Annotated in this window: 23 protein-coding genes; 7 read left to right on the forward strand and 16 right to left on the reverse strand. The window is 67.4% G+C overall.

The features are described from left to right. Position 1: 1 nt before the first annotated feature. The 4 genes from ACOI2T_RS13375 to ACOI2T_RS13390 all read right to left on the reverse strand — a co-directional run bounded on the left by ACOI2T_RS13375 (position 2) and on the right by ACOI2T_RS13390 (position 3254). Positions 2-238, reverse strand: coding sequence for a LapA family protein (locus ACOI2T_RS13375; protein ID WP_409501577.1), 237 nt, complete (start codon positions 236-238; stop codon positions 2-4). 96 nt (positions 239-334) lie between these two features. Then, entirely contained in the window at positions 335-1492 is a 1158-nt protein-coding gene (locus ACOI2T_RS13380; protein WP_409501578.1) for a beta-mannosidase, read from the reverse strand. Between the two features lie 50 nt (positions 1493-1542). After that, entirely contained in the window at positions 1543-2169 is a 627-nt protein-coding gene (locus ACOI2T_RS13385; protein WP_085149038.1) for an MBL fold metallo-hydrolase, read from the reverse strand. Continuing rightward, complete coding sequence (locus ACOI2T_RS13390; RefSeq protein ID WP_409501579.1) at positions 2166-3254, reverse strand: S-(hydroxymethyl)mycothiol dehydrogenase; 1089 nt, start codon at positions 3252-3254, stop codon at positions 2166-2168. Before ACOI2T_RS13390 ends, ACOI2T_RS13385 begins: the two co-directional genes overlap by 4 nt. Positions 3255-3322: 68 nt before the next feature. On the opposite strand from ACOI2T_RS13390, the gene ACOI2T_RS13395 reads away from it, so the two are divergent. From ACOI2T_RS13395 to ACOI2T_RS13410, 4 genes are all read left to right on the forward strand, one after another. After that, positions 3323-4960 carry a LuxR C-terminal-related transcriptional regulator gene (locus ACOI2T_RS13395; protein WP_409501580.1) on the forward strand — a complete coding sequence of 546 codons (1638 nt, stop codon included), beginning with the start codon at positions 3323-3325 and terminating at the stop codon, positions 4958-4960. An 84-nt stretch (positions 4961-5044) separates the two neighbouring features. Next, a complete protein-coding gene (locus ACOI2T_RS13400; RefSeq protein ID WP_409501581.1) occupies positions 5045-6109 on the forward strand; it encodes a class I SAM-dependent methyltransferase in 1065 nt (354 codons plus the stop codon). Positions 6110-6120: 11 nt separating this feature from the next. Continuing rightward, positions 6121-6945 (forward strand): serine hydrolase domain-containing protein, encoded by an 825-nt coding sequence (locus ACOI2T_RS13405; RefSeq protein WP_409501582.1) that lies wholly within the window; start codon positions 6121-6123, stop codon positions 6943-6945. Positions 6946-7055: 110 nt separating this feature from the next. Further along, positions 7056-7568, forward strand: a complete 513-nt coding sequence (locus ACOI2T_RS13410) for a DUF3145 domain-containing protein (RefSeq protein WP_067855537.1) — start codon at positions 7056-7058, stop codon at positions 7566-7568. A 3-nt stretch (positions 7569-7571) separates the two neighbouring features. Here ACOI2T_RS13410 and ACOI2T_RS13415 read toward each other — a convergent pair whose 3' ends face one another. From ACOI2T_RS13415 to ACOI2T_RS13435, 5 genes are all read right to left on the reverse strand, one after another. Then, entirely contained in the window at positions 7572-8075 is a 504-nt protein-coding gene (locus tag ACOI2T_RS13415) for a hypothetical protein (protein WP_409501583.1), read from the reverse strand. A 4-nt stretch (positions 8076-8079) separates the two neighbouring features. Beyond that, complete coding sequence (locus tag ACOI2T_RS13420) at positions 8080-10311, reverse strand: glycoside hydrolase family 183 protein (RefSeq protein ID WP_409501584.1); 2232 nt, start codon at positions 10309-10311, stop codon at positions 8080-8082. Between the two features lie 124 nt (positions 10312-10435). After that, complete coding sequence (locus tag ACOI2T_RS13425; RefSeq protein ID WP_409501585.1) at positions 10436-10723, reverse strand: DUF1905 domain-containing protein; 288 nt, start codon at positions 10721-10723, stop codon at positions 10436-10438. 11 nt (positions 10724-10734) lie between these two features. After that, positions 10735-11625: a diacylglycerol kinase gene (locus ACOI2T_RS13430; RefSeq protein ID WP_409501900.1), complete on the reverse strand. Its 891-nt coding sequence runs from the start codon at positions 11623-11625 to the stop codon at positions 10735-10737. A gap of 2 nt (positions 11626-11627) precedes the next feature. Further along, the gene (locus tag ACOI2T_RS13435; RefSeq protein WP_409501901.1) at positions 11628-13208 is read right to left on the reverse strand and encodes an FAD-binding oxidoreductase; all 1581 of its coding nucleotides are present in this window, start codon (positions 13206-13208) and stop codon (positions 11628-11630) included. A gap of 50 nt (positions 13209-13258) precedes the next feature. Here ACOI2T_RS13435 and ACOI2T_RS13440 point away from each other — a divergent pair, with 50 nt between their 5' ends. Continuing rightward, the gene (locus tag ACOI2T_RS13440) at positions 13259-13834 is read left to right on the forward strand and encodes a TetR/AcrR family transcriptional regulator (RefSeq protein WP_409501586.1); all 576 of its coding nucleotides are present in this window, start codon (positions 13259-13261) and stop codon (positions 13832-13834) included. Further along, complete coding sequence (locus ACOI2T_RS13445; RefSeq protein WP_409501587.1) at positions 13831-15369, forward strand: glycerol-3-phosphate dehydrogenase/oxidase; 1539 nt, start codon at positions 13831-13833, stop codon at positions 15367-15369. Before ACOI2T_RS13440 ends, ACOI2T_RS13445 begins: the two co-directional genes overlap by 4 nt. Here ACOI2T_RS13445 and ACOI2T_RS13450 read toward each other — a convergent pair. Then, on the reverse strand, positions 15366-16244 hold the full coding sequence (locus ACOI2T_RS13450; RefSeq protein WP_409501588.1) for a LysR family transcriptional regulator: 879 nt from the start codon (positions 16242-16244) through the stop codon (positions 15366-15368). The two genes, ACOI2T_RS13445 and ACOI2T_RS13450, sit on opposite strands and share 4 nt — an antisense overlap. Positions 16245-16330: 86 nt before the next feature. Between ACOI2T_RS13450 and ACOI2T_RS13455 the strand changes: the two genes are divergently transcribed. Then, positions 16331-17080: an SDR family oxidoreductase gene (locus tag ACOI2T_RS13455; RefSeq protein WP_067855235.1), complete on the forward strand. Its 750-nt coding sequence runs from the start codon at positions 16331-16333 to the stop codon at positions 17078-17080. A gap of 56 nt (positions 17081-17136) precedes the next feature. Here ACOI2T_RS13455 and ACOI2T_RS13460 read toward each other — a convergent pair whose 3' ends face one another. The 6 genes from ACOI2T_RS13460 to ACOI2T_RS13485 all read right to left on the reverse strand — a co-directional run bounded on the left by ACOI2T_RS13460 (position 17137) and on the right by ACOI2T_RS13485 (position 23886). Further along, positions 17137-18558 (reverse strand): acyl-CoA carboxylase subunit beta, encoded by a 1422-nt coding sequence (locus ACOI2T_RS13460; RefSeq protein ID WP_409501589.1) that lies wholly within the window; start codon positions 18556-18558, stop codon positions 17137-17139. Between the two features lie 31 nt (positions 18559-18589). Further along, positions 18590-19852 carry a 3-oxoacyl-ACP synthase KasB gene (gene kasB / locus ACOI2T_RS13465; RefSeq protein ID WP_067855241.1) on the reverse strand — a complete coding sequence of 421 codons (1263 nt, stop codon included), beginning with the start codon at positions 19850-19852 and terminating at the stop codon, positions 18590-18592. A 37-nt stretch (positions 19853-19889) separates the two neighbouring features. Continuing rightward, on the reverse strand, positions 19890-21140 hold the full coding sequence (gene kasA / locus ACOI2T_RS13470) for a 3-oxoacyl-ACP synthase KasA (RefSeq protein ID WP_067855244.1): 1251 nt from the start codon (positions 21138-21140) through the stop codon (positions 19890-19892). Continuing rightward, a complete protein-coding gene (acpM, locus tag ACOI2T_RS13475; protein ID WP_036443195.1) occupies positions 21137-21436 on the reverse strand; it encodes a meromycolate extension acyl carrier protein AcpM in 300 nt (99 codons plus the stop codon). Before acpM ends, kasA begins: the two co-directional genes overlap by 4 nt. Before the next feature lie 92 nt (positions 21437-21528). Next, positions 21529-22437: an ACP S-malonyltransferase gene (locus ACOI2T_RS13480; RefSeq protein ID WP_409501590.1), complete on the reverse strand. Its 909-nt coding sequence runs from the start codon at positions 22435-22437 to the stop codon at positions 21529-21531. A 162-nt stretch (positions 22438-22599) separates the two neighbouring features. Continuing rightward, positions 22600-23886 (reverse strand): PucR family transcriptional regulator, encoded by a 1287-nt coding sequence (locus ACOI2T_RS13485; protein ID WP_067855247.1) that lies wholly within the window; start codon positions 23884-23886, stop codon positions 22600-22602. Positions 23887-23898: the final 12 nt, after the last annotated feature.

A 23898-nucleotide genomic window follows, 5' to 3' on the forward strand; every position in this document is an offset into this window, starting at 1 on the left:
GCTAACTCCGCCGCCGGCGCAGCAGCAGACCGATGAAAAGTCCCACGACGAAAATGATGACCAAGATGAACCACATCGGCGACTCGACCGTCACCCACAGCACGTGGATGGCCACGCGGTCACGATTCTGCGCTACGAATATGGCAGCGAGCCCGACGAGGATCAGGACCACCCAGTAACGCAGCGTGAATCGCCGTTTCGGACCGCCGGTCGGTGCCGGCGCGTCGTCGCGGGCCATGTGACCTCCTGGCGGTAGCAACGTCATCCCCGACGGTAGTCGGCGCCTCGATCGCCAGGCTGAATTCGATGCGGAGAAACGCCGGATCCTGGAGGGTTAGTTCGTCGCCGTTCCGACCATCGCGAACAGCGGATCGTCCGGGCCGATGTCGAGCGTGCACTCGGTGAGACGTGGATCCGGCACGAACGCCCAGAACATGGCCCCGGCCGCGCCCTTGGCGCGCATCCGGGTGATCGCATCGCCGAGCACCTGTCTGCGTTGAGCCGGCGTCCAACATGAACCCGCCTCCATGCCGATCTCGGCGACGAGTAGTGGTTTGTTCACCGCTCGTGCCTGTTCGACGCGGCGTTGAAGACCGTCGTACACATCACCCGGTAGGTAGTCGGTCTCCTCGTAGTAGTGGTACTCCAAGACGTCCAGACCGGGTGAGGCGCTCACCATCTCGAACTCGTCGCCCCGTGATCCGCATTGCCCGCCACCGGCGTGACCGCTGAAGATCAGCGAACCGGGATCCAACTCCCGGATACGGGAGCCGGTCGCGTCGAAGAACGCGCGCAGCACGTTGGCCGAGTTCGGGTGACAGGCCCGATCGGTCCAATGGCAGTGGTGGTCAAAGCAATCCGAGGGCTCGGGTTCACCGACCGCGGTCCAGCCGGCCAGCACCGGCGAACCGCCCCACCGCTTGACCGCCGTGTCGAGCCAAGCGGCGAAGGTCATCGGCAAACCGTGAGAGACATCGGTCCGCCAGCCCCCGGCGTACCACGCGTAGTCCTTGAAATAGTCGTTCTCGCAACCGCCTTCGTCACTGGTCAGCACGGCGATGAGCAGTTGGCCGTGCCGCTCAGCGGCCTTGAACACGGCGTCGAGCGCGGTGAAATCGAGTTGGCCGGTGTGCTTGTTCACCGCCATCGTCGAGTAGACGTTGAATCGGGTGAGTGAGTGCGGTTGCAGGCGGCCGAAGTAATCGTCGAGATCTACCTGCGCGCCGCAGCCCGCATTGACCGACCAGTTGGTACCCAGCTGATAGGCGTTGATGCCGATCGGCCACCACGGCTTGCCGTCGAGCGTCAGCGATGTCCCCGACACACCCGGCCGCGGTACGGGTTGAGCCGAGGCCGGCGTTGTCTGCGACGGCAGCGGCGGCATGGGCGGCGGTGCCGTCGTTGAACACGCCACGGCAACCACCATGGCCAGGCAGGCCATCACGAGGCGAATGCATCGTGATGGCTCTGCTCGGCGCGGCCCGTCGGCCATGTGCTCAGGCTAACCCGACGCTGCCGGTGTCCAATGGCAGGACTGGCGGGTTAGTGGCCGCGCGCGACCCAGTCGTCGTAGTGCACGATTTCGTCGCCGATGGTCGTGGTGTCGCCGTGGCCGGTGTAGACGACGGTCTCGCCGGGCAGGGTGCCCAGGCGTTGGGAGATGGAGTCGAGGATCGTCGGGAAGTCCGAGAACGACCGCCCGGTCGCGCCCGGTCCGCCCTGGAACAGGGTGTCGCCGGAGATGACGGCGTTCAGGTCGGGGATCGACCAGCACACCGAGCCGGGGGAGTGGCCGGGGGTGTGGAGGGCGTGGATGTCCAGGCCGCCGACGGTCAGGGCGAGTCCGTCCTCGACGCTGCGGAATTCTTTGTCGGGGTGAGTCATTCGCCAGAGCATGTCGTCGGCGGGGTGCAGCAGCACGGGGGCGTCGAGGGTGGTGGCGAGTTCGGGGGCGACGGTGATGTGGTCGTTGTGGCCGTGGGTGCAGACGACGGCTATGACGTTGCGGCCGGCCACGGCGTCGACGATGGGTTGCGCAGTATGGGCGGCGTCGAACACCACGACGTCGGTGTCGTCGCCGACCAGCCAGATGTTGTTGTCGACGTCCCACGATCCGCCGTCGAGTTCGAATTTACCGCTGGTGACGACCCGCTGGATGGTGGCGCTCATTTCAGCACCACCACTGAGCGCAGGACCTCGCCGGCGTGCATTTTGTGGAAGGCGTCTTCGATCGCGTCGAGGCCGATGCGTTCGGAGACGAATTTTTCCAGCGGTAGCCGGCCTTGCAGGTAGAGGGAGATGAGGGTGGGGAAGTCGCGTTCGGGTAGGCAGTCGCCGTACCACGAGGACTTGAGTGATCCGCCGCGGGAGAAGAAGTCGACGAGCGGCATTTCCAGGGTCATGTCGGGGGTGGGCACGCCGACCAGCACGACGGTGCCGGCCAGATCACGCGCGTAGAACGCCTGCTTCCAGGTCTCGGGGCGGCCGACGGCGTCGATGACCACGTCCGCGCCGAACCCGTCGGTGAGGTCCTGGATGGTGACAACGGGGTCGAGGTCGCGGGCGTTGATGGTGTGGGTGGCGCCGAAGTCGCGGGCCCAGTCGAGCTTTTTGTTGTCGGTGTCGACGGCGATGATCTTCTTGGCGCCGACGAGTGCGGCGCCGGCGATCGCGGCGTCACCGACGCCGCCGCAGCCGATGACGGCCACGGTGTCATCGCGACCGACGGCTCCGGTGTTGATCGCCGCGCCGATACCGGCCATCACGCCGCAGCCCAGCAGCCCGGCCACGGCCGGATCGGCTTCGGAATCGACCTTGGTGCACTGGCCCTCATGGACCAGGGTCTTGTCGGCGAACGCGCCGATACCCAGCGCGGGGGTGAGCTCGGTGCCGTCGGTCAGCGTCATCTTCTGCGCGGCGTTGTGGGTGTCGAAACACAGGTGCGGGCGGCCCCGCTTGCAGGCGCGGCATTCCCCGCACACCGCCCGCCAGTTCAACACCACGAAGTCGCCGGGCTCGACATGAGTGACACCCTCGCCGACCGCCTCCACGGTGCCCGCGGCCTCGTGGCCCAACAGGAACGGGTACTCGTCGTTGATGCCGCCCTCGCGGTAAGTCAGATCGGTATGACACACCCCGCACGCGATGATGTCGACCACCACCTCACCCGGACCCGGATCCGGGATCACGATGTCGACCAACTCGACGGGCTGCTTCTTGGACCGCGAAATCACACCGCGCACTGTCTGAGGCATGGCTAATAACCTAGCGGTGGCGCATTGATGCTGTCGCGCGAGCCTCTCGCGTAATACCGTGGGCAGCAATGACGACGGCCCGGGCATCGGCGATGCGAGCATCGGACAATCCCACGCTGGGGGAGGCGCGGGCCGCCTACGCGCGAGGTGACTGGGCTGCTGCTCACCGGGCGTATGTCGAGGCCGACGGTATCGGTCCGATGACCCTTGCCGACGTGGATGCGTACGCCACGGCCGCGTGGCGGTTGGGGCACGGCAAGGAAGCGGTCCGCCTAGCGGAACGGGTCTACGGACAGATGGCGCGCACCGACCCGTCCGCCGCGGCGATGAAGGCGCTCGACATCGGGCTGGAATGGCTGACCCGCGGCGACGTGAACATCGCTCAAGGCTGGATGAACCGGGCCCGCAGGCTGCTGACGGGAGCTCCGCCAGGGCCGAGCCACGGGTATCTGTCCTACCTCGACGCGGTTGTCGCCGGTGTGCAGCAGGACCCCGACGAGTTGAACCGGCGCGCCGAGCAGATGCGGGAACTGTGCGACGGATTCGATGATCCGTCGCTGGCCTCGCTGTCGTTGGTCGCCCAGGCGATGGCGGCGTTCTACGACGGCCGGGTCGCCGAGGGATACGCCTATGTCGACGAGGCGATCCTGCCGTTGCTCGCCGGCCATGTTCGCGTGGAGTGGGCAGGCGACATCTACTGCGTGGTGCTCAACCTCTGCCACAAATTGGCCGACCATCCGCGGATGCGGTCTTGGACCGACGCCATGGAACGCTGGTGCGACGTCAACAGCACCGCCTCCTACTACCGGGTGTGCGATGTACACCGGCTGCAACTGGCTGCAGGTGACGAAGACTACCGTCGCCTGGAAGACGAATTGTTCACCGCCAGTACGGCATTGGAAGGCGTCAACGCCTGGGTGGGCGGCGAGGGTTTCTACCAACTGGGTGAGGTCCGTCGATTGCGCGGTGACGCCGAGGGCGCGCTGGCCGCGTTCGCGAAGGCGCGCGCCCTCGGTGTTGATCCGCAGCCCGGTGAGGCCTTGTTGCGCTGCAGTCTCGGGCAGAGCCAGGCCGCCTGGGCCGACTTGCGGGTCGCGCTGGCGGGCGCGGGTCGGCTGGATCGCATGCGGATGCTGCGCGCCGCCGTGATCGTCGCATTGGCCCGCAACGACCTGGACGAGGCGCGGCGGCACAGTGACGAACTGACCACGGGTGCGCAGACTTTCGCCACCCCGGGCTACCGGGCCTGGGCCGCGCAGGCCCGCGGCGCCGTTCTGGTGCGCAGCGGTGAGTACGCCGCGTCCCTCGATGTTCTGGAGGCGGCGCTGCGCGAGTACCGCACGCAGCAGGCGCGTTACGAGATCGCCGAGGTGTACGAGTGGATGGCCCTGGCGCACAAGGGTCTTGGCGATGACGCGGCCGCTGCCGCCGATATCGCCACCGCGGAGAACATCTACGAGCAGCTCGCCGTGCAGCCCAGCGGTGTGTGCGGGCGGGGCAGCCCCGGCGGGCTGACCCGTCGCGAGATCGAGGTGTTGCGCGCGATCGCCGGAGGAGCCACCAACCGTCAGGTCGCGGCCCAGATCGTCATCAGCGAGAAGACCGTGGGCAGGCATCTGGCCAACATCTACAGCAAGCTCGGGGTGTCGAGCCGGACGGCCGCCGTCACCTGGGCGTACCAGAACGGTGTAGTGCGCGACTCCTGACTACAGGATTCACCCCACTCCGTGATCTCAGACGCATGATTCGGCGGATTCCGGTGAGCGGCCGCGAAATCTAGCGTCATCGGCATGACACTCATCGCACAAGAAACCGCCGAAGACTTCGGCAATCGCGTGGTCGGCATCGTCAACGATGCCGCCGTGGCCCTGCTGCTGTCCGTCGGCCACCAGACCGGCCTGTTCGACACGCTCGCCGAACTGCCTGCCGCCACCAGCACTCAGATCGCCGACGCCGCAGGCCTCGACGAACGTTACGTCCGTGAGTGGCTTGGCGGAATCGTCACCGCGGGCATCGTCGACTATGACGCCGACGCGGCGACCTACCATCTGCCGCGGCATCGCGCCGCGGCCCTGACGCGGGCAGGCGGACCGGACAACATCGCCAAACTCGCGCAGTACATCGCGATCTTCGGCGAAATCGAGCAGAAGATCGTCGACTGTTTCCGTCACGGCGGGGGCTTGCCCTACACCGAGTTCCCGCGCTTTCACGCCATCATGGCCGAGGAAAGCGGTGGGGTGTTCGACGCCGCGCTCGTCGAAGGCATCCTTCCGCTGGCCGACGGTCTTCCCGAGCGGCTGCGACGCGGCATCGATGTCGCCGACTTCGGTTGCGGGAGCGGGCATGCCATCAACGTCATGGCCGCCGAGTACGGTGCCAGCCGGTTCACCGGATACGACTTCTCGGCACCGGCGATCGCCACGGCCCGCGACGAGGCGCACATGATGGGGTTGACCAACGCGACCTTCGAGTCGCGGGACCTCGCCACGCTCGACGTCGAGAACGCATTCGACGCCATCACGGTGTTCGACGCCATCCACGACCAGGTGCACCCGAATCGCGTCCTGGCCAACATCCACCGGGCACTGCGGCCGGGCGGCGTGTTGTTGATGGTCGACATCAAGGCGTCGAGCAACCTGGCCGACAACATCACGATCCCGTGGGCCTCGCTGTTCTACACGATCTCGACCATGCATTGCATGACGGTCTCGTTGTCGGCCGGCGGTGCCGGTCTCGGCACCATGTGGGGCCGCCAGCTCGCACTGTCGATGCTCGCCGACGCCGGCTTCGGTGCCGTCACGGTCCACGACGTCGAGACCGATCCCTTCAACGATTACTTCATCGCCCGCAAGTAGCATCCTGCGCAATGGGCGCACTGAATGTTCTCGATGACTGGCCGGTTCCGACTGCCGCGGCCGCGGTGGTCGGGCCGTCCGGCGTGTTGGCCACCCACGGTGACACCGGCAAGCCGTTCGCGTTGGCGTCGGTGACCAAGCCGCTCGTGGCCCGCGCCGCGCAGATCGCGATCGAGGAGGGCGTCGTCGAACTCGACACCCCCGCCGGCCCGCCGGGGTCGACCGTGCGACACCTCCTGGCGCATGCGTCCGGGGTCTCGATGAATTCGGCCGACGTGATTGCCCAAGTGGGGCAGCGGCGGGTCTACTCCAATTACGGATTCGAGTTGCTGGCGCGGGCCATCGAGGACGCTGCCGACATCGAGTTCGGCCGCTACCTCACCGAGGCGGTGTTCGAGCCGCTCGGGATGGCAGCCTCGAAACTGCTGGGCGGCGCCGAGGTCGCCGGATTCGGCGGCGTGTCCACGGTGGCCGATCTGGCGGCGTTCGCCAGCGAGTTGCTACGCCCCGCACTGGTGTCGCCGGCCATGCACGCCGATGCGGTCTCGGTGCAGTTCCCCGGGCTCGCGGGGGTACTGCCCGGATTCGGCGCGCAGCGGCCCAACGACTGGGGCCTTGGCTTCGAACTCCGCGACAGCAAATCTCCGCACTGGACCGGATCGGCGAATTCTCCGGCGACGTTCGGCCATTTTGGCCAGTCAGGGACGTTTCTGTGGGTCGATCCGGCCGCGGATGTCGCACTGATAGCGCTCACCGACCGCGACTTCGGCGACTGGACGTACGAGCTGTGGCCCGCGATATCTGATGGTGTGCTGAGAGAAATCGGCACAGACTAGCGCAACAGGCGCCACACAGGGCACAATAGACACGCACGGAACAACTGCATCTCTTTGGTAACACCAGGCCGTTGGGGAAGACGTCCCTCGTGGAGCCGAAGGAGAAGCAGATGCGTGCATCGAACCAGTTCGCCGACGCGGCGACGGGCGTGGTGTACATCCACGCCTCACCCGCGGCGGTATGCCCGCATGTCGAGTGGGCGTTGTCGTCGACCCTGTCGGCGAGGGCCAACCTGAAGTGGACCCCGCAACCGGCCATGCCCGGCCAGCTACGCGCGGTCACCAACTGGGTTGGGCCGGTCGGCACCGGAGCGCAGTTGGCGAACGCCCTGCGGTCCTGGTCGGTGCTGCGCTTCGAGGTGACCGAGGACCCGAGCGCGGGCGTCGACGGCCACCGGTGGTGCCACACCCCGCAGCTCGGTCTGTGGAGCGGTGTCATGAGCGCCAACGGCGACGTGATGGTCGGCGAGATGCGGCTGCGCACGCTGATGGCCGGCGGCGCCGACATGCTGGCCGCCGAACTCGACACCGTCCTCGGCACCGCATGGGACGAATCTTTGGAGCCCTACCGCGACGGCGGCGAGACCGGCGAGGTCAGCTGGCTGAACCGGGGAGTGGGGTAGCCGTCAGCTCCGCTGCCACAAGCAGTAGCCGCTGAACGTGACGGTGAACATGTGGTCGCTGATGTCGAACGTCAGCGTTTGGCCCGGCTCGGCCGACAGCGTCTCGGGGGCCGACGTCTCGCCGGCACCGACCACGTCGACAAGTTCTGCGGTGCAACGCGCTTCGGCGGTCTGCGGCGAACCCGCCCAGGAGCCGCCCTTGACTTCGGGATTCCGTCGGCCCTGACCGTGCACGACCAACTCGGGTCCGGTGGTCAGCCAGCGGTCCGACGACGGATACGGATCGTGGAACTGTTCCCAGATGCCGTTGTTGCACCGAAACAGGATCTGCTGCGCGCGCGTCATGGCTCCGTCGAACGCGTCGGGGCAGGCCGAGCCCGCCTGCGGCGGCGTGGTCTGGGCCGGGCCCGGCGGTGGCGGTTCGGGATTGGCGCGGGCACACGCGGTCGCGTTGACCGCGGCAGCCACGGTGATGGCCGCCGCAGTCAACGCGAGTGGGAGCCGCACGTCGCTACACCGAGATCGTCTTCATCGACGCGAGGTCCGTACGCATCAGGCGCACGTTGTATTCACCCCAGTAGGACAGGTTGTAGTACAGGTACTGCGAGTTGTCCTGGGTGGCGGTGTCGAAGTAGTCGGTGCCCGACATCGGGTGAACCATCGGGGCGTACATGCCGGTGTTGGTCACGAGGTCGTTTCTCACGAGCGTCGTGGTGTCCGACCATTCGCCCTGAGGTGATTCCGACACCCGCATCACGACATTGTTGCCGCCGTCGGTGTAGAGCACCACGTACTGGCCGAGATACTCGTTGTACTGCACCGACATCTCGCTGACGTTGCCGCCGGTCGGTAGACCGCCGACCCAGATGCCGTTCGCGATCTTACTGAAGAAGCCGAACGTGAAGGTGTCGATGACCTTGTAGAGCCGTGGCAGGAAATCGGTTTCGCTCGAGCCGAAGACCGCAACCGCGGCCGACGGATCGCCCGTCGTCCACTGGCCGGTGCCGCTGGAATCCTCGCCCGCCCAGTACTCGTAGGCATCCAGGTTCATGATCTGGTCCTTCTCGACCCGGGCCAGGTACGCCGAGCCCTGCCGACCGGACGGCGTCCCGTACACGTAGACGTAGGGATCTTCCGGGTCGTTCGACATCACGAGCGCGTTCTGTTGGAAATGCTCGTCGCCGGGCACATAAGCCGGTCCCGCACGCAACCAACCCGACGACCGCACGGTGTCTCGATCGACCGTCCAGGTCTTGCCCTCATCGGTCGAGTAGGCGATGGCGGAGTAGTTGGTGGTCCAGCTGCCGGGGTTGTCCCACGTGCGGATCGACATCACGGTTGCGTACTGCGTGTAGGTGCCGTTTTCGTTCTGGATCGCGATCGCCGAGGTCGGGATCATCGTGTAGGTCCGGCCGAACAGCCCGTCATAACCCGGGTCGTAGATGATCTGAGCCGCACCGGCCGCGGGTTGTTCGTCGCGCGAATACCACCGGGGAATTCCGGGGTTGGTCGGCGAGGCGCCGGCATGGATCAGTGCGTCGCTGAACTGAAGACCGTCCATCAGGTTGGTGTCGCTGGTGCGGAACAACACGTTGTTGCGCCAGTCGCCGGTCATGTTCGGCCCGCTGTAGGTGTCGCCGAACAGCGTGTAGATGATCGGCTTTCCGGTTTCCGGGTCGGTGTATCTGCTGTTCCACATGATGCCGAGGTCGGTGCCCGCGACGTACCAGTGGTCGGTGACGCCGGTGCCGGTGACCCACGGCAGCTTGATCGTCGCGCCGGTGAGCGAAGCCGGGACCTCCGGCTTGGGCGTCAGGTCCTCGGTCTGCACCGTGAGGTTCGGAGCGGCGGCCGCCGTCGGCTGGATCTCACCCTCGGCGACCACGGACGCCGCATCGTTGGCCGACACCAGGCTCGTGCCGCTCGGATTGACCGCACGCTCGAATTCTCGTCGGGCCCACGCCATCACGGCCCACAAGCCCGGCGACTGTGCCGGCGCAACCGGACTCGTGCCCGCGCCCAGCGGGGACAGTCCGGCGGCCGCGAGCAGGGCCGATACGACCGGGACCGCGGGAGCTTGCGGGGCCTGCGCATTCGTTGCCTGCGCGGTGGCCGGGACATCGACGCTGCGGTGGGTGACCTTCTCGACGATCGACTCTGCCCGGGTTGCGCTGACGGTCTCGGTGATGCGCTCGGTGATGTCCTGTGTGGCCTCTTTGACTTTCACAACCACGCTGTTGGGTCGCTGGGCACGATCGAGTGCAGGCACGGCGTTGGCCGCGGTCGGGACGGTGGTCGCTGCCTTGTCGACGCTGACGTCGCGGCGCTTGCGCGTGGGCTTGACGGCGGCCTCGGCGGCCTCGGCGTCCGCGGTCACGGCGGTGACCTTGGTCGGCCGGTCGCGGAGCTCGTCGCGCGTCTTCTCGATCCGAGTCTGGCTGCGCTTCAAGGTATCTTGCACGCCGTCGAGACCGGCCTCGACGTCCTTGCGGATCCGTTCACCGACCTTGGAGAGCGGGCCCGTGCGGTCGGGCTTGGTTGTGCCCGACGGTTTGCTGTCGGGTTCCTTGGCCGCGGATTCATCTGATTTGCCGGCGTCGCTGCTGGCGCTGGAATTTGCCTTGCCCGAGGTGTTACCACCGTCGTCGGCCCATGCGACGCCGGTTCCCGATGTCAACGCCGTGCCGATGCCCAATGCCACGGCAAGAGCGCCGACGCGACCGATGTACTTGCTTGAATCCATAACGCTCCGCACCCGATCAGTCTGAATCGATTCGCCCCCCGGCCCAAATGAAAATACCGCGCGGCGTCTGGAGTGTGCGGCAAACATGCCGTACGGCTCAAGACTTGGTGGAAGCCAGAATTGGCTACCGGCCCACGGACAAGCGGACGCGCACCATGTCGCCGTCGTCGATCTGTTCGGCACGCCGTAGCGCCACTTTCAGCGGCACGAGGTAGACCCCGTCGCGTGGCATCAACGATGTCGCGATCTCGGTGTCGCCGATTCGGACCTGCGCGGGGATCACACCCCAGCCGTACGTCAGCTCGCCGAGGTGGTCGTGCAGGAACGCATCGACGTCGTCGGGGGTTGCGACGAAGAAGTACGGCGCCGGGCCGCGCCATTGGAAGACCTCGGCCTCGAACTCCCAATTCATCGGGTTTCAAATTACGGCACCAGGATCTTCAGTGCCCTCGGCACGGCGGACACCGTCACGGGCAGCGCGGCCGCGAAATCGCCGTCGGCGTAGGCGTTGATCCCGGGGCAGTCGACGTGGACCGTCGCCGCCCGTTTCGTGGTGACCTCGTCGAGGTTGACGTGCGTGCCCTTGAACACCGTGGGAAACAAGCGGATAAGCCTCGTGCGCGACGCCGAATGCACCATCGTGATGTCGAGCAGACCATCGGTGTGGTCGGCGCCGGGGCAGATGAGCATGCCGCCGCCGTAGCTGCGGGTGTTGCCGAACGCCGCGAGGGTCAGTTCGGTGCGGACTTCCGGCCCGTCGTCGAACGACAGCTGGAAGGGCAGCAGTCGCAACCGGGACATCTCGGCGACCATCGCGACGTTGTAGCGCATCCGCCCGTGCGGCCAGCGCATGCGGTTGGTCCGGTCACTGACCAGCGAGTCGAACCCGGCGGCCATCACCGTCCCGAACCACTTCACCGCACCGGACCGGTCGACGATGTGACCGAGGTCGACGGATTCGGTACGCCCGTCGGCCACCACGTCGGCGGCTGCTTCGGGATCGCCGGTGGGGAGCCGGTATTCGCGGGCGTGGTCGTTGCCGGTGCCGGCGGGCACGATACCGAGGGGTACGTCGCCCCCGGCCAGTGCCTGCAGTGCCAACGAGATCACGCCGTCCCCGCCGACGACGACCAACGCGTCCGTCCCGCGGTCGAGCGCCTCGTCCACGAGCCTGCGTGCATGGGCGGCGTCGGTGCCGACGATCTCGCAGACGTCGACCCCGCGGCGCTGGAACTGCGCGACCGCCCGCTCGGCGGCATGCGGGGCGTTGCCGTGTCCCGAGAGCGGATTGGTCAGCACGGTGACGCGCGAGATGGTCACGGAATCAGCTTGCCCGGGTTGAGGATTCCCGCCGGGTCCAGGGTGGCTTTGACCGCGCGCAGCACGTCGACACCGAGATCACCGATCTCGTCGCGCATCCACGGCCGGTGGTCGGCGCCCACGGCATGGTGATGGGTGATCGTCCCACCGGTGCGCACCATGGCCTCCGATGCGGCGGCCTTGGCCGCGCGCCACTGCTCGATCGGATTGCCGCGCTGGGCGGCGACGACCGTGAAGTACAGCGAGGCGCCCGTCGGGTACACGTGCGAAATGTGGCACAACACGAGCGCCGGTGTGCCGGACTTGCCGAGCGAGGACGTAAGGGCCTGCGTGACAGCGTCTTTCAGCGCTGCGATGTTGGACCAGTTCGTCGCCGTCTCCAGCGTTTCACACAGGGCTCCGGCGGCCAGCAGAGAGTCGCGCAGATATGGCGCCCCGAACCGGCCGTGCTCCCAGGCCTTGGCGGGTGCCTCGCCCAATGACGTTCCGCCGTGCTGTTGCAGCAGGGCGCGGGTTTCGGCGTGCCGGCTCTCGGTGTGCGCGGCGGTGCCCTCGAACATCGTGATGGCCAGGCAGCCGCCGGTGATGCTTTGTTCGCCGATGCTTTCCGTGGTCGCGAGGTTGACGCCGGTCTCGGCCTCATCGGATAGCCGGATCACCGTCGGCCCGGTGCCGGTTTGCGTCACCGCGCGCAATGCCGCAGCGCCGGTGGCGAAGTCGGGAAACGACCACGCCTCGTAACGCGTCGACTCCGCAACCGGGTGTACGCGCACGCGAACCCGGGTGATCACCCCGAACACGCCTTCGGAGCCGACGATCAACTGGCGGAGATCGGGCCCTGCCGCCGAGGCCGGCGCCCGGCCGATGTCGAGCACGCCGGCCGGCGTCACCGCACGCAGGCCGCGGACCATGTCGTCGAATCGGCCGTAGCCGGCGGAATCCTGGCCGGAGGACCGGGTGGCGGCAAACCCGCCGATGGTGGCGAACTCGAAACTCTGCGGAAAGTGGCCGAGCGAAAACCCGTGCGCGCCAAGAAGTTCCTCGGCCTGCGGGCCGGTGACTCCGGCGCCGAGTTCGGCTTCGCCGGATACCTCGTCGATGCCGTGCAGGGCGTTGAGCCGGCGCAGATCCAGCGAGATCACCGCGGCGAACTCACCACACAGCGGATCGAGCCCGCCGACCACACTCGTGCCACCGCCGAACGGGACGACCGCGATCCGGTGCTCGGTGCAGTACCTCAGCAGCTCGGCCACCTCATCTTCGCCGCCGGGAAGGATCACCGCGTCAGGCGCGTCTTGGACGCCGGAATCCTTGCGGCGCAACAGGTCCAGCGTTGATTTGCCGCCGGCGTGCAGGAGTCGCGACAGGTCATCGACTCGGCAGTGCGCAGGCCCGACGATCGCGGCCAGCGCATCACGGTCACCCGAGCCGAGGGTGGACGGCCGAAGTCGGACCTGTTCGGGCGTCAGCTCAGCGGCCGAGGCGGCCTCGATGCCCAGCGCCTGCTGCAGCAAGGCCTGAATGCCGTCGGACAGGGGCTTGGCCGCCTGTGGGTCACCCCAGGCGTTCCACTTCATCGGGGGCAGCAACTGCTCAGCCGGACGCGTCATGCGTTACAGTATTACACATGGTGTCAATCAGTAACGGGGGGTCGCTCGGCGACCGGATCCTCGATGCCGCCGCCAGCTGCGTGCTGGCCTTCGGTATCGACCGGGTGACGCTCGCCGAGATCGCCCGCCGGGCCGGGGTGAGCCGGCCCACCGTCTACCGGCGGTTTCCCGACACCCGCTCGATCCTGGCGGCACTGCTCACCGCACGGATCGTGCGCGTGCTCGACGACGTCGAGAGCACCGGCGCCGGGCGGCAGGCCCTCGTGGAGCGGATCGTCACCGTGGCGCAGCGGCTTCGCCGCGACGACGTGATCATGGCCGTGCTGCACACCGCACCCGACCTCGCGATGGTCTACATCGCCGAGCGGCTCGGTACCAGCCAGCAGATCCTCATCGACGCCGTCGCCGGTGAACTCAAACTCGCGCAGGAAGAGGGGAGTGTGCGCGCGGGAGATCCACGCCAGCTGGCCACCATGTGCCTGCTGATCACCCAGTCGGCCATCCAATCCGGGCAGATGGTCGAACCGATACTCGACGCCGACGCGCTCGCCACCGAGCTCGCTCATTCGCTGAACGGATACCTCAAACCATGACCGGACCCACTGCGCTCAACACGCACCGGCGCGCTGCCGAACTCGCCGCATTCGCTGACGGCGGGCGCATCGACGTCCTCGTGATCGGCGGCGGGATCACGGGCGCGGGCATCGCGCTCGACGCCGCCACGCGCGGGCTGAGCGTGGCGCTCGTGGAGAAGCACGACCTGGCGTTCGGTACGAGCCGGTGGAGTTCCAAACTCGTGCACGGCGGGCTGCGTTACCTGGCCACCGGAAACGTGGGCATTGCCCGGCGCAGCGCGATCGAACGCGGAATCCTGATGAGCCGCAATGCGCCTCACCTCGTGCGGGCGATGCCGCAACTGGTGCCGCTCCTGCCCTCGATGGGCCGAGCCTCGCGTGCGCTGATCCGGTTCGGCTTCGTCGCGGGCGACGGGCTGCGCAAGCTGGCAGGCACGAGCGCCGCGACGCTGCCGAGGTCGCGGCGGGTCGATGCCTGCCGTGCGGTCGAGCTCGCGCCGACGGTGCGCACCGACGGTCTCGACGGCGCCTTCCTGGCCTATGACGGCCAGCTCATCGACGACGCTCGGCTGGTCACGGCGGTGGCCCGCACCGCTGCGCAGCACGGCGCACGGATCCTCACGCGCGTGTCGGCGAGCGTCGCGCAGGGTGATCGCGTGCGCCTCACCGACGAGGTCACCGGAAGCTCGTTCGACGTCGACGCACGTGCCGTCGTGAACGCCGCAGGCGTATGGGCAGGCGAGGTCGACCCGTCGATCACGTTGAGGCCCAGCCGCGGTACCCATCTGGTGTTCGACGCCGAGGCGTTCGGGAACCCCACCGCCGCGCTGACCATCCCGATTCCGGGCGAGCTCAACCGGTTCGTGTTCGCGATGCCCGAGCAGTTGGGCCGGGTGTATCTCGGCTTGACCGACGAGGACGCGCCGGGACCGATACCCGATGTGCCGCAACCGACTTCGGCCGAGATTGCGTTCCTGCTCGACACCGTCAACACCGCGTTGGCCACGGCGCTGACGCCGGCCGACGTGCGAGGCGCCTACGCGGGGCTGCGCCCGTTGATCGACACCGGCGCGGGCCGGACCGCCGACGTCTCTCGCGAACACGCCGTCGTGGAATCGCCCAACGGCGTGATCAGCGTGATCGGCGGCAAGCTCACCGAATACCGCTACATGGCACAGGATGTGCTGGATCGCGCGGTGGCGCTGCGCGGGCTCGCGGCGGGGGAGTGCCGCACCCGCAATCTGCCGCTGGTGGGTGCACCGGCCAATCCGGTGTCGACCGTGCAGCCGTCACCCGAACTGCCCGGTTCACTGGTGGCGCGGTACGGGGCCGAGGCGCCGAACGTGGTCGCACAGGCATCCTGCGACCGTCCGACCGAGCCGGTTGCCGACGGAATCGACGTCACCCGCGCTGAATTCGAGTACGCCGTGACCCACGAGGGGGCATTGACCGCCGACGACATCCTGGACCGGCGCACCCGCATCGGGCTCGTCGCCGCGGATCGCGAGCGCGCGGCCGCGGCCGCCGCCGAGATGGTCGCGGTGCTCGGTTAGACCTCGGCCAGCAGGACATCGCGGACCGCTGAGCTGGTGTGGCGCTGCCAGAGCGCCTGCGCGCCGACCAGCAGTGGCGGCTCGAGTTCGGTGACGGTCACGCGACCGCCCATGGCAGGGCCGGCGGGTGCGGTCACGAATGCGATCCCGCCCGTGGTGAGCGGTGCGGCCACAGTTGCCGAACCCTGGACCCGACTGACCACGTAATCGGGCTCGAACCCGGCCCGCCGGCACGCGCCCATCAGGAAATCGCTGTAGTAGGAGGAGCCCGGCGGCGCCCACAGCGCGATGCGTTCTCCGGCGAGTTCGCCGATGCCGACGGCGGGTAATCCGGCCAAGCGATGATCGCTCGGCAGCGCGAGCCGCACGCGGTCGTAACCCACGACCGCCGTGGACAATTCATCGGTCGGCACCACCCCGCGCCGCAACCCGAGCTGAACCGACCCGTCGAGCACGGCGCCCACCAGTTGATCGGGATAGAGCTGCCGGAAGGTGAACGACAGCCTCGGGAACGCGTCGATGGCCGGCTCGAGCCGGGTGTAGGCCTCCACGCCGCTCAAGGCCGGCGTGTGGCCGATGACAAACACCTCCTCGACGTCGTTGGCGGTCTGTTCGACCCGCTCGGCCACGGTGTGCGCGGCCGCCAGCAGCGGCCTGCCCTCGGCCAGCAGCAAGCGCCCGGCCCTGGTGAGCGTGAGGCGGCGCCCGTCCCGGTTGAACAGTGTGGCGCCGAGTTCTTTCTCCAGTTGCTGCACCGAGCTGCTTAGGGCTTGTTGGCTAATGTGAAGTCTTTTGGCAGCCGCGGTGACGTTGCCGGCCTCGGCGACCGCGATGAACTGCCGTAATCGTCGCAGATCAGGGATGCCGGTGGCCACCGGTTGAGTGTATCCACAAGAATCAGTTGTGGAAACTGCGGTATTTTCCGTTTTTGATTTGTCGATCGCTTCGTTAACGTCGGGGCATGAGCAAACTTGAGGGCAAATCAGCAGTGGTTGCTGCCGGGGCGAAGAACCTCGGTGGTCTGATCAGCACGACATTGGCTTCGAGGGGTGTCAATGTCGCGGTCCACTACAACAGCGCATCGTCGGAGCCCGACGCCGACAAGACCGTCGCGGCAGTGCAGGCGGCGGGCGTCAAGGCCGTCAAGGTCCAGGGTGACCTGACGGTGCCCGCCAACGTCGAGAAGCTGTTCGACACCGCGATCGACGCATTCGGCAGCGTCGACATCGCGGTCAACACCGTAGGCAAGGTGCTGCGCAAGCCGATCGGCGAAACCACTGAGGCCGAATACGATTCGATGTTCGACATCAACGCCAAGGCGGCGTACTTCTTCCTGCAGCAGGCCGGGACCCGGCTCAACGACAACGGGTCCATCGTCACCATCGTGACGGCGCTGCTCGCGGCCTACACCGACGGATACTCCACCTACGCGGGTTCCAAGAGCCCCGTCGAGCACTTCACCCGCGCGGCCTCGAAAGAGTTCGGCGTGCGTGGCATCAACGTCAACAATGTCGCGCCCGGGCCGATGGACACGCCGTTCTTCTACCCGCAGGAGACCCCCGAACGCGTCGAGTTCCACAAGTCGCAGGGGATGGGCAACCGGTTGACCGAGATCACCGACATCGCGCCGCTGGTGGTGTTCCTGACCGATGAGGGGCACTGGATCAACGGCCAGACCATCTTCGCCAACGGCGGATACACCACCCGCTGACCCGGACACACGAAACGCCCCGTCTCACGACGGGGCGTTTCGCGTATACCGAGCGGTTACAGCGGGATGTTCTTGTGACGACCGCGGCGTGCCGGCGCTTCGGCCAGGGCCTGCGTCAGCTTGCTGCGCGTGTGCGCCGGGTCGATCTTCTCGTCGACCACGCCGATCTCGATCGCGGAATCCACACCGCCCGCGATCTTCTCGTGCTCGATCGCCAACTGCTCGTGCAGGGCCTCGCGCTCCTCGGGAGCGGCGGCCGCCAGCTTCTTCTTGTGCAGGATGCCGACCGCGGCCTTGGCGCCCATGACCGCGACCTCGGCGTCCGGCCAGGCGAACACCTTGGTGGCGTTGAGCGAGCGCGAGTTCATCGCGATGTAGGCACCGCCGTAGATCTTGCGGGTCACCAGCGTGACGCGGGGGACCGTCGCCTCGCCGAAGGCGTGCAGCAGCTTGGCGCCACGACGCACCACGCCGCCCCATTCCTGGTCGACACCGGGCAGGTAGCCGGGCACGTCGACGATGACCACGAGCGGGATTCCGAACGCATCGCACAACCGCACGAAACGCGCCGACTTCTCGGCACTCTCGGAGTTGAGGCAGCCGCCGAGGCGCAGCGGGTTGTTGGCGATCACGCCGACGGTGCGGCCGGCCAGCCGGCCCAGCCCGACGACGATCGACGGTGCCCACTTGCCCTGGAACTCCTCGAACGGCACGCCCTCATCGAGCAGAGCCGTCACGAGCGGGTGCACGTCATAGGCGCGGCGCGCCGACTCCGGCAGCAGCGCATGCAGATCGGAATCGCCGGCCTCGGCCTTGGTGCGATCGAAATGGCCCTGCTGGCAGAACAATCCGACCAGGCGGCGGCCGCGCTCATAGGCGTCGAGCTCGTCGTCGGCGACGATGTGGCACACACCGGACTTCTTGTGGTGGGCCTCCGGACCGCCGAGGGACACCATGTCGACGTCCTCGCCGGTCACGCTGCGCACGACATCGGGGCCGGTGACGAACACCTTGCTGTCCGGAGCCATGACGATCACGTCGGTCAGCGCGGGCCCGTAGGCGGCGCCGCCCGCGGCGAAGCCGACGACCACCGAGATCTGCGGAACATAACCGGACGCCCGGATCATGGCCTCGAAGACCAGGCCGACCGCGTGGAGCGCCTTGACGCCCTCGGCCAGCCGCGCACCGCCCGAGTGCCAGATGCCCACGATCGGGCTCTGCTCCTCGATGGCGGTGTCGTAGGCGTTGACGATGTGGGCGCAGCCTTCGACCCCCATCGCACCACCCATCACGGTGCCGTCGGTGCAGAAGGCAACCGTGCGAACGCCGTTGACCGTGCCTGCGGCGGCCAGCACGCCCGAGCGGTCCCGCTCGTGCAGCAGCTCGACGCTGCCGTCATCGAAGAACGTGGACAGCCGCAGCAGCGGATCGCGAGGGTCGAGCGATTCGCCGACAGCCTCGGGGGCCATGATCGTCATACAAACCTCCTTTGGCGGAAAGCGCTGGGTATCAGTACTTTCCGAAGGCGAGCGCGACGTTGTGCCCACCGAATCCGAACGAATTGTTGATCGCGTACTTGAAATCGCCCTGGCGCGGCTCCCCGGCGACCACGTCCAGATCGATCTCCGGATCGAGATTGCGCAGGTTGCGCGTCGGCGGGATGATGCCGTCCCGCAACGCCAGGACCGTCAGGATGGACTCGACGGCACCGACCGCGCCGACCGAATGGCCGAGCGCAGACTTGGGTGCGTAGACCGCCGGCTTGTGGCCACCCATCGCGTTGTTGATCGCCTTACCCTCGGCCACGTCGCCGACGCTGGTGCCGGTGGCATGCGCGTTGACGTGGTCGATGTCCTTGGGCTGCAGACCCGCCAGTTGAATGGCGCGGGTCATGGCGTGACCGGCCTGCTCACCGTTCGGATCGGGCGCCACGATGTGGTAGCCGTCCGAGGTGATGCCGGCACCCATCAGCCGTGCGTAGATGTGCGCACCGCGCGCCTTGGCGTGCTCTTCGGTCTCGATGACCAGCAGCGCGCCGCCTTCGCCGAACACGAAGCCGTTGCGGTCGCGGTCGAACGGACGGCACGCACCCGCCGGATCGTCGTTGGTGGTCGACAGCACGATGCGCATCTGGGCGAACCCGGCGATCGGCACTGCCTCGATCTTCGTCTCCACACCACCGCAGATCGCGATGTCGGCCTCGCCGAGCACGATGTTGCGCCACGCCTGCGCGATGCCCTCGGATCCGGACGCACAGGCCGAAACCGGGGTGATGACCCCGGCCCGGGCCTTGCGTTCCAGGCCGACAGCGGCAGCGGCCGCATTGGGCATGTACATCTGGACAGCCAGCGGCGACACGGCCTTGAGGCCCTTCGCCCGCATGCCGTCATAGCTGAAAACCAGCTCCTCGGTGGACCCCATGCCGGTGCCGATCGACACCATCAAACGCTTGGGATCCACCTCGGGATCGCCGGCGTCCTTCCAGACCCGCCGGCTCAACACGGTCGACATGCGCTGCAGATAGGACAACCGGCGCAGCTCGACACGAGTCAGCTCGTGGTCGAATTCCTCGAGAAGATGCCCCCCGATCCGGACCGGCAGATCGTATTGCTCGACGAACGGATCCTCGAGCTTACGAATGCCACTTTGCCCGTCCAGCAACTTCTTCCACGTGCTGTCCGCGTCGGTAGCCAGGGCGGTCGTCATGGCGATGCCGGTGACGACCACGTCGGGAAAGCCGTTCCCGGTGGATAATCCCGTCAGACCTGCCATTGCTGCTCCGATGCTTCCTTCCTGGATAGCGTTGCCCTCAGTAGCGACCAAACGCTAGGGCGACATTGTGCCCACCGAACCCGAACGAGTTGTTGATGGCGTACTGGTATTCGCCATAACGAGGCTCGCCCGCAACAACATCGAGATCGATCTCGGGATCGGGGGTTTCGTAGTTCAGCGTCGGCGGGATGACGCCGTCGCGCAGCGACAGCACCGTCAGTACCGACTCCAGCGCACCGACCGCACCGATGGAGTGGCCGAGCGCTGACTTCGGGGCGTACACCGCGGCGTGCTCCACACCGGCGACGCGGATGGCGTTCGCCTCGGCGGTGTCACCGATCGGAGTAGCCGTGGCGTGGGCGTTGACGTGGGCGATGTCCTTGGGATCGAGTCCCGCGGTTTCCATGGCCCGCTTCATCGCCTGGCCGGCCCGCAGACCGTCGGCAGCCGGAGCCACCATGTGGAACGCGTCCGAGGTGATGCCCGCACCCATGAGCCGGGCCAGCGGCTTGGCGCCACGGGCCTTGGCGTGCTCTTCGGTTTCGATGATCATCAACGCGCCGGCCTCGCCGAACACGAACCCGTCGCGGTCCTTGTCGAACGGCCGCGACGCGCCTGCCGGATCCTCGTTGCGGGTGCTCATCGCGCGCATCATCGAGAACGCCGCGATCGGCAGCGCTTCGATGCCGCCTTCGACGCCGCCACAGACGGCGAAGTCGGCGTCACCCATGACGATCTGGCGCCAGGCGTGGGCGATGGCCTCCGAACCCGAGGAGCAGGCCGACACCGGCGTGATGACCCCGGCGCGGGCGCCGAGCTCAAGCCCGGCAACCGCGGCCGCGCCGTTGGGCATGATCATCTGAACAGCCAGCGGCGACACCTTGCGGGGGCCGCCTTCGTTCATCGCGTCGTAGGTCTCGACGATCTTCTCGCCACCACCGAGACCCGTGCCGATCACGACAGCGAAGCGATCGGGGTCGACCTCAGGGGTGCCTGCGTTCTCCCACAGCTGCTTGCTGAGGAACTTCGACATGCGCTGGACGTAGGACATGCGGCGCATGTCCAACCGGGTCATGTGATCGTCGATCGAATCCACGAGGTGCCCACCGATTCGAACCGGCAGGTCCCACTTGGTGACGAACTCGTCCTCGAGGACGCGGATACCGCTCTCGCCTGCCAGCAGACCCTTCCACGTGCTCTCGATGTCCGGCGCGAGCGCGGTCGTCGCCGTGACGGCGGTTACCACAACATTGGGGTAACCGCCGTTGGCAGTGGAAGGCCTGGTCACTGGTCTGCCGCGAACTTCTCACGCAGGGCGGCAGCGGCCTCGGGGTTCTCTTCCTCGAGCTTCTGGATGTAGGCAACCACGTCGCCCACGGTGCGCAGCCCGGCCAGATCCTCGTCGGGGATCTTCACGCCGTACTTGTCCTCGGTCTGAACCGCGATCTCGACCATCGACAGCGAGTCGATGTCCAGGTCGTCGACGAAGCTCTTCTCCGGGGTCACCTCGGACGGCTCGATACCGGTGACCTCTTCGATGATCTCGGCGAGACCGGCGATGATTTCTTCCTGACTGGCGGGCACGATGGCTCCTTCTTGTTGTTGATACGCACTCCGGGTGCGGAGTGCGTTATTCCTGACGTTCTTCGGTTGTGCGTATGTGGTTGTCGGCTGGCCTAGAGCTCGTCCAGGCCATCCAGGTCTGCGGGGGACTTGACCGCGCGCGTCGGGGTGCCCTTCAACTCACGTTTGGCGATTCCGACCAGCGTCCCGGCCGGCGGGAACTCGACGATTCCCGTGACGGCACGCTCACGCAGCGTTGCAGTGCACAGATCCCAACGCACGGGTTTGGTCAGCTGGGCCACGAGCTTCTCCATGGCATCAGCCGCCGATGAGACCGGCTGCCCGTCGGCATTCGACAGGAGTGTCGCCGTCGGCTCGGCTGTCGTTACAGACTGGGCTGCCGCGGCGTAACCGTCAAGCGCAGAGGCCATGTAGTGCGTGTGGAACGCGCCTGCGGTGGCCAGCTGGCGGACCCGGGCCTTGGCCGGCGGATCCTCGGCCAGCTTCTCCAGCGCCGCGACCGCGCCTGCGGCGACGATCTGGCCGGCGGCGTTGCGGTTGGCGGGCACCAGGTCCAGCGACTCCAGGCGGGCCAAGACCTCCGCCTCGTCGCCACCGAGGACCGCCGACATGCCGGTGGGCTCGATCGCGCAGGCCTTGGCCATCTCGGCACCGCGGGTCGCGGCAAGCTTGACCGCATCGTCGGCGGAGATGACGCCCGCGATGGCGTAGGCGGCGATCTCGCCGACCGAGTGGCCGGCGGCGACGACATCGGCCTGGTTCACCAGCCCGCGGCGGTTCAGCTCTTCGTGGGCCAGCAGCGTCGCCGCCACCACCAGAGGCTGCGTGACCGCGGTGTCGGTGATCTCCTCGGCCGTGGCGGTGGTGCCCAGGCGGGTCAGGTCAAGGCCGCTGATCTGCGACCACGTCGCGAGACGGTCAGCGGCACCGGCCAGCTCCAGCCACGGGGCGAGCATGCCGGGTGTCTGTGAGCCCTGTCCGGGCGCAAGCAATGCGAGCATCGGTCCTTGAGGCACTCATTAAGAGAACACTGTGAAGATGGTTTTGCGCGGTGTAAGAGATTATGAACCTTGTCTTATGTTTTTGTAGGTTGTCCACAAAAGTGCATGTGATGCGACATGGCCGATACCGCGGCGCGACCTGTGACCTGGCTGGCAACGCCGCTAGCGCGGGCGCAGACTCCCTCCACCGGCGGGGCGAATCGCCGGTACCGCGCTCAATGCGCCGTTTGACGTGCTCGACTGGTATGCGTGTTTGCTCAGCCGGCCCACGGTCGCGGCCACGCGCAGTACGTAGGCATCCCGTGGCATTGCGGGATCACGCCCGGTGAAGTCGGCGATTCGTTTCAACCGGTAGCGGACGGTGTTTGGATGAACGAACAATTTGCGTGCGCAAGCTTCAATGGCGCCGCCGGAGTCCAGATAGGCGTCGAGGGTCTCGGTCAGCGCCGGTCCGGCGTCGGCCAGCGGCCGCATGACCTCGGCCTCCAGTGCGGCGATCGCGGTCGCGTCGCCGAGCAGGGCCCGCTCGGGCAACAGCTCACGCGCGGACACCGGCCTCGGCGCACCCGTCCACCCGGCCACCGCGTTCATGCCGGAGATGGCCTCGGTCGCGCTGCGGTGCGCGGCCGTCAGCGTCGGCGCGGTCGGCCCGATCACCACCGGACCGTCGGCGAACACCGTGAGGAGTTCGGCGAGAAACCGGTCGGTCGCCGACAACGGACCGGACACGATCGCGACGAGCCAGGTGCCGTGCACGTCCGACATCGCGGCACGGTCGTTGCGCTGCACCACATCTCGTACATCGTCGCGCGCGAGGTCCATCCGGTCCGGCCGGGGCAGCCCCACGATCACCGTCGCGGGCGCGGTGGCATCCCAATTGAGGGCGGCCGCCTGCGACTGCAGCTCGGTGCCCGTATCGCCGCGGACCACCGCGTCGACGATGTTGGCCTCCATCCGGATGTCCCACGCGCCGCGGGCCTCGGCCTGGTCGGCGTACGCGCTCGCGGCCGCGAACGCCAGATCCCGGCTGTAGCGCAGGATCCCGGCCGTCAACGCCGTGAGCTGCTCTTCCGAACGGGCCAGCAGGGGCACGACCTCTTCGAAGAACTCCATGGTCGTGCGCACCATCTCGACCGACTGCCGCAGCGCGACCCGCCGCCGCAGGTCTTGCGGCACCACCTCGAAGGCCTGCGCGGTGTAGCTGACGTCGCTCTGCGGATCGCGCATCCACTCGACGAAGTTCACCACCGCGGTCTGCACGACCAGCTGCACGCTCGCGCGCTGAGACGCGTCGAGGTCGGCGAAGAACGGCAACCGGTCCTGCATGGCGTGCACCGCCTCGGTGGCGAGCCGGCCGGAGTACTGCTTCAGCCGGCGCAACACCGAGTCGGGCACATTCTCCAGAACCTCGACGGTGGACTTCGGCGGGACGAACCGATTGTCGGTCATCCCTAAAAGCTA

This window comes from Mycolicibacterium wolinskyi str. Jessa 2025, assembly GCF_049241375.1.
In the GTDB taxonomy this organism is placed as follows: domain Bacteria; phylum Actinomycetota; class Actinomycetes; order Mycobacteriales; family Mycobacteriaceae; genus Mycobacterium; species Mycobacterium wolinskyi.

What these genes read in the sequence shown, in the direction of transcription:
- ACOI2T_RS13380 (WP_409501578.1), bottom strand. Translation starts at nt 1,492, where the DNA reads ATGGCCGACGGGCCGCGCCGAGCAGAGCCATCACGATGCATTCGCCTC.
- ACOI2T_RS13385 (WP_085149038.1), bottom strand. Translation starts at nt 2,169, where the DNA reads ATGAGCGCCACCATCCAGCGGGTCGTCACCAGCGGTAAATTCGAACTC.
- ACOI2T_RS13455 (WP_067855235.1), top strand. Translation starts at nt 16,331, where the DNA reads ATGAGCAAACTTGAGGGCAAATCAGCAGTGGTTGCTGCCGGGGCGAAG.
- ACOI2T_RS13390 (WP_409501579.1), bottom strand. Translation starts at nt 3,254, where the DNA reads ATGCCTCAGACAGTGCGCGGTGTGATTTCGCGGTCCAAGAAGCAGCCC.
- ACOI2T_RS13395 (WP_409501580.1), top strand. Translation starts at nt 3,323, where the DNA reads ATGACGACGGCCCGGGCATCGGCGATGCGAGCATCGGACAATCCCACG.
- ACOI2T_RS13435 (WP_409501901.1), bottom strand. Translation starts at nt 13,208, where the DNA reads ATGAAGTGGAACGCCTGGGGTGACCCACAGGCGGCCAAGCCCCTGTCC.
- ACOI2T_RS13460 (WP_409501589.1), bottom strand. Translation starts at nt 18,558, where the DNA reads ATGACGATCATGGCCCCCGAGGCTGTCGGCGAATCGCTCGACCCTCGC.
- ACOI2T_RS13485 (WP_067855247.1), bottom strand. Translation starts at nt 23,886, where the DNA reads ATGACCGACAATCGGTTCGTCCCGCCGAAGTCCACCGTCGAGGTTCTG.
- ACOI2T_RS13440 (WP_409501586.1), top strand. Translation starts at nt 13,259, where the DNA reads ATGGTGTCAATCAGTAACGGGGGGTCGCTCGGCGACCGGATCCTCGAT.
- ACOI2T_RS13420 (WP_409501584.1), bottom strand. Translation starts at nt 10,311, where the DNA reads ATGGATTCAAGCAAGTACATCGGTCGCGTCGGCGCTCTTGCCGTGGCA.
- ACOI2T_RS13480 (WP_409501590.1), bottom strand. Translation starts at nt 22,437, where the DNA reads ATGCTCGCATTGCTTGCGCCCGGACAGGGCTCACAGACACCCGGCATG.
- ACOI2T_RS13405 (WP_409501582.1), top strand. Translation starts at nt 6,121, where the DNA reads ATGGGCGCACTGAATGTTCTCGATGACTGGCCGGTTCCGACTGCCGCG.
- ACOI2T_RS13400 (WP_409501581.1), top strand. Translation starts at nt 5,045, where the DNA reads ATGACACTCATCGCACAAGAAACCGCCGAAGACTTCGGCAATCGCGTG.
- ACOI2T_RS13375 (WP_409501577.1), bottom strand. Translation starts at nt 238, where the DNA reads ATGGCCCGCGACGACGCGCCGGCACCGACCGGCGGTCCGAAACGGCGA.
- ACOI2T_RS13425 (WP_409501585.1), bottom strand. Translation starts at nt 10,723, where the DNA reads ATGAATTGGGAGTTCGAGGCCGAGGTCTTCCAATGGCGCGGCCCGGCG.
- ACOI2T_RS13410 (WP_067855537.1), top strand. Translation starts at nt 7,056, where the DNA reads ATGCGTGCATCGAACCAGTTCGCCGACGCGGCGACGGGCGTGGTGTAC.
- ACOI2T_RS13445 (WP_409501587.1), top strand. Translation starts at nt 13,831, where the DNA reads ATGACCGGACCCACTGCGCTCAACACGCACCGGCGCGCTGCCGAACTC.
- kasB (WP_067855241.1), bottom strand. Translation starts at nt 19,852, where the DNA reads ATGGCAGGTCTGACGGGATTATCCACCGGGAACGGCTTTCCCGACGTG.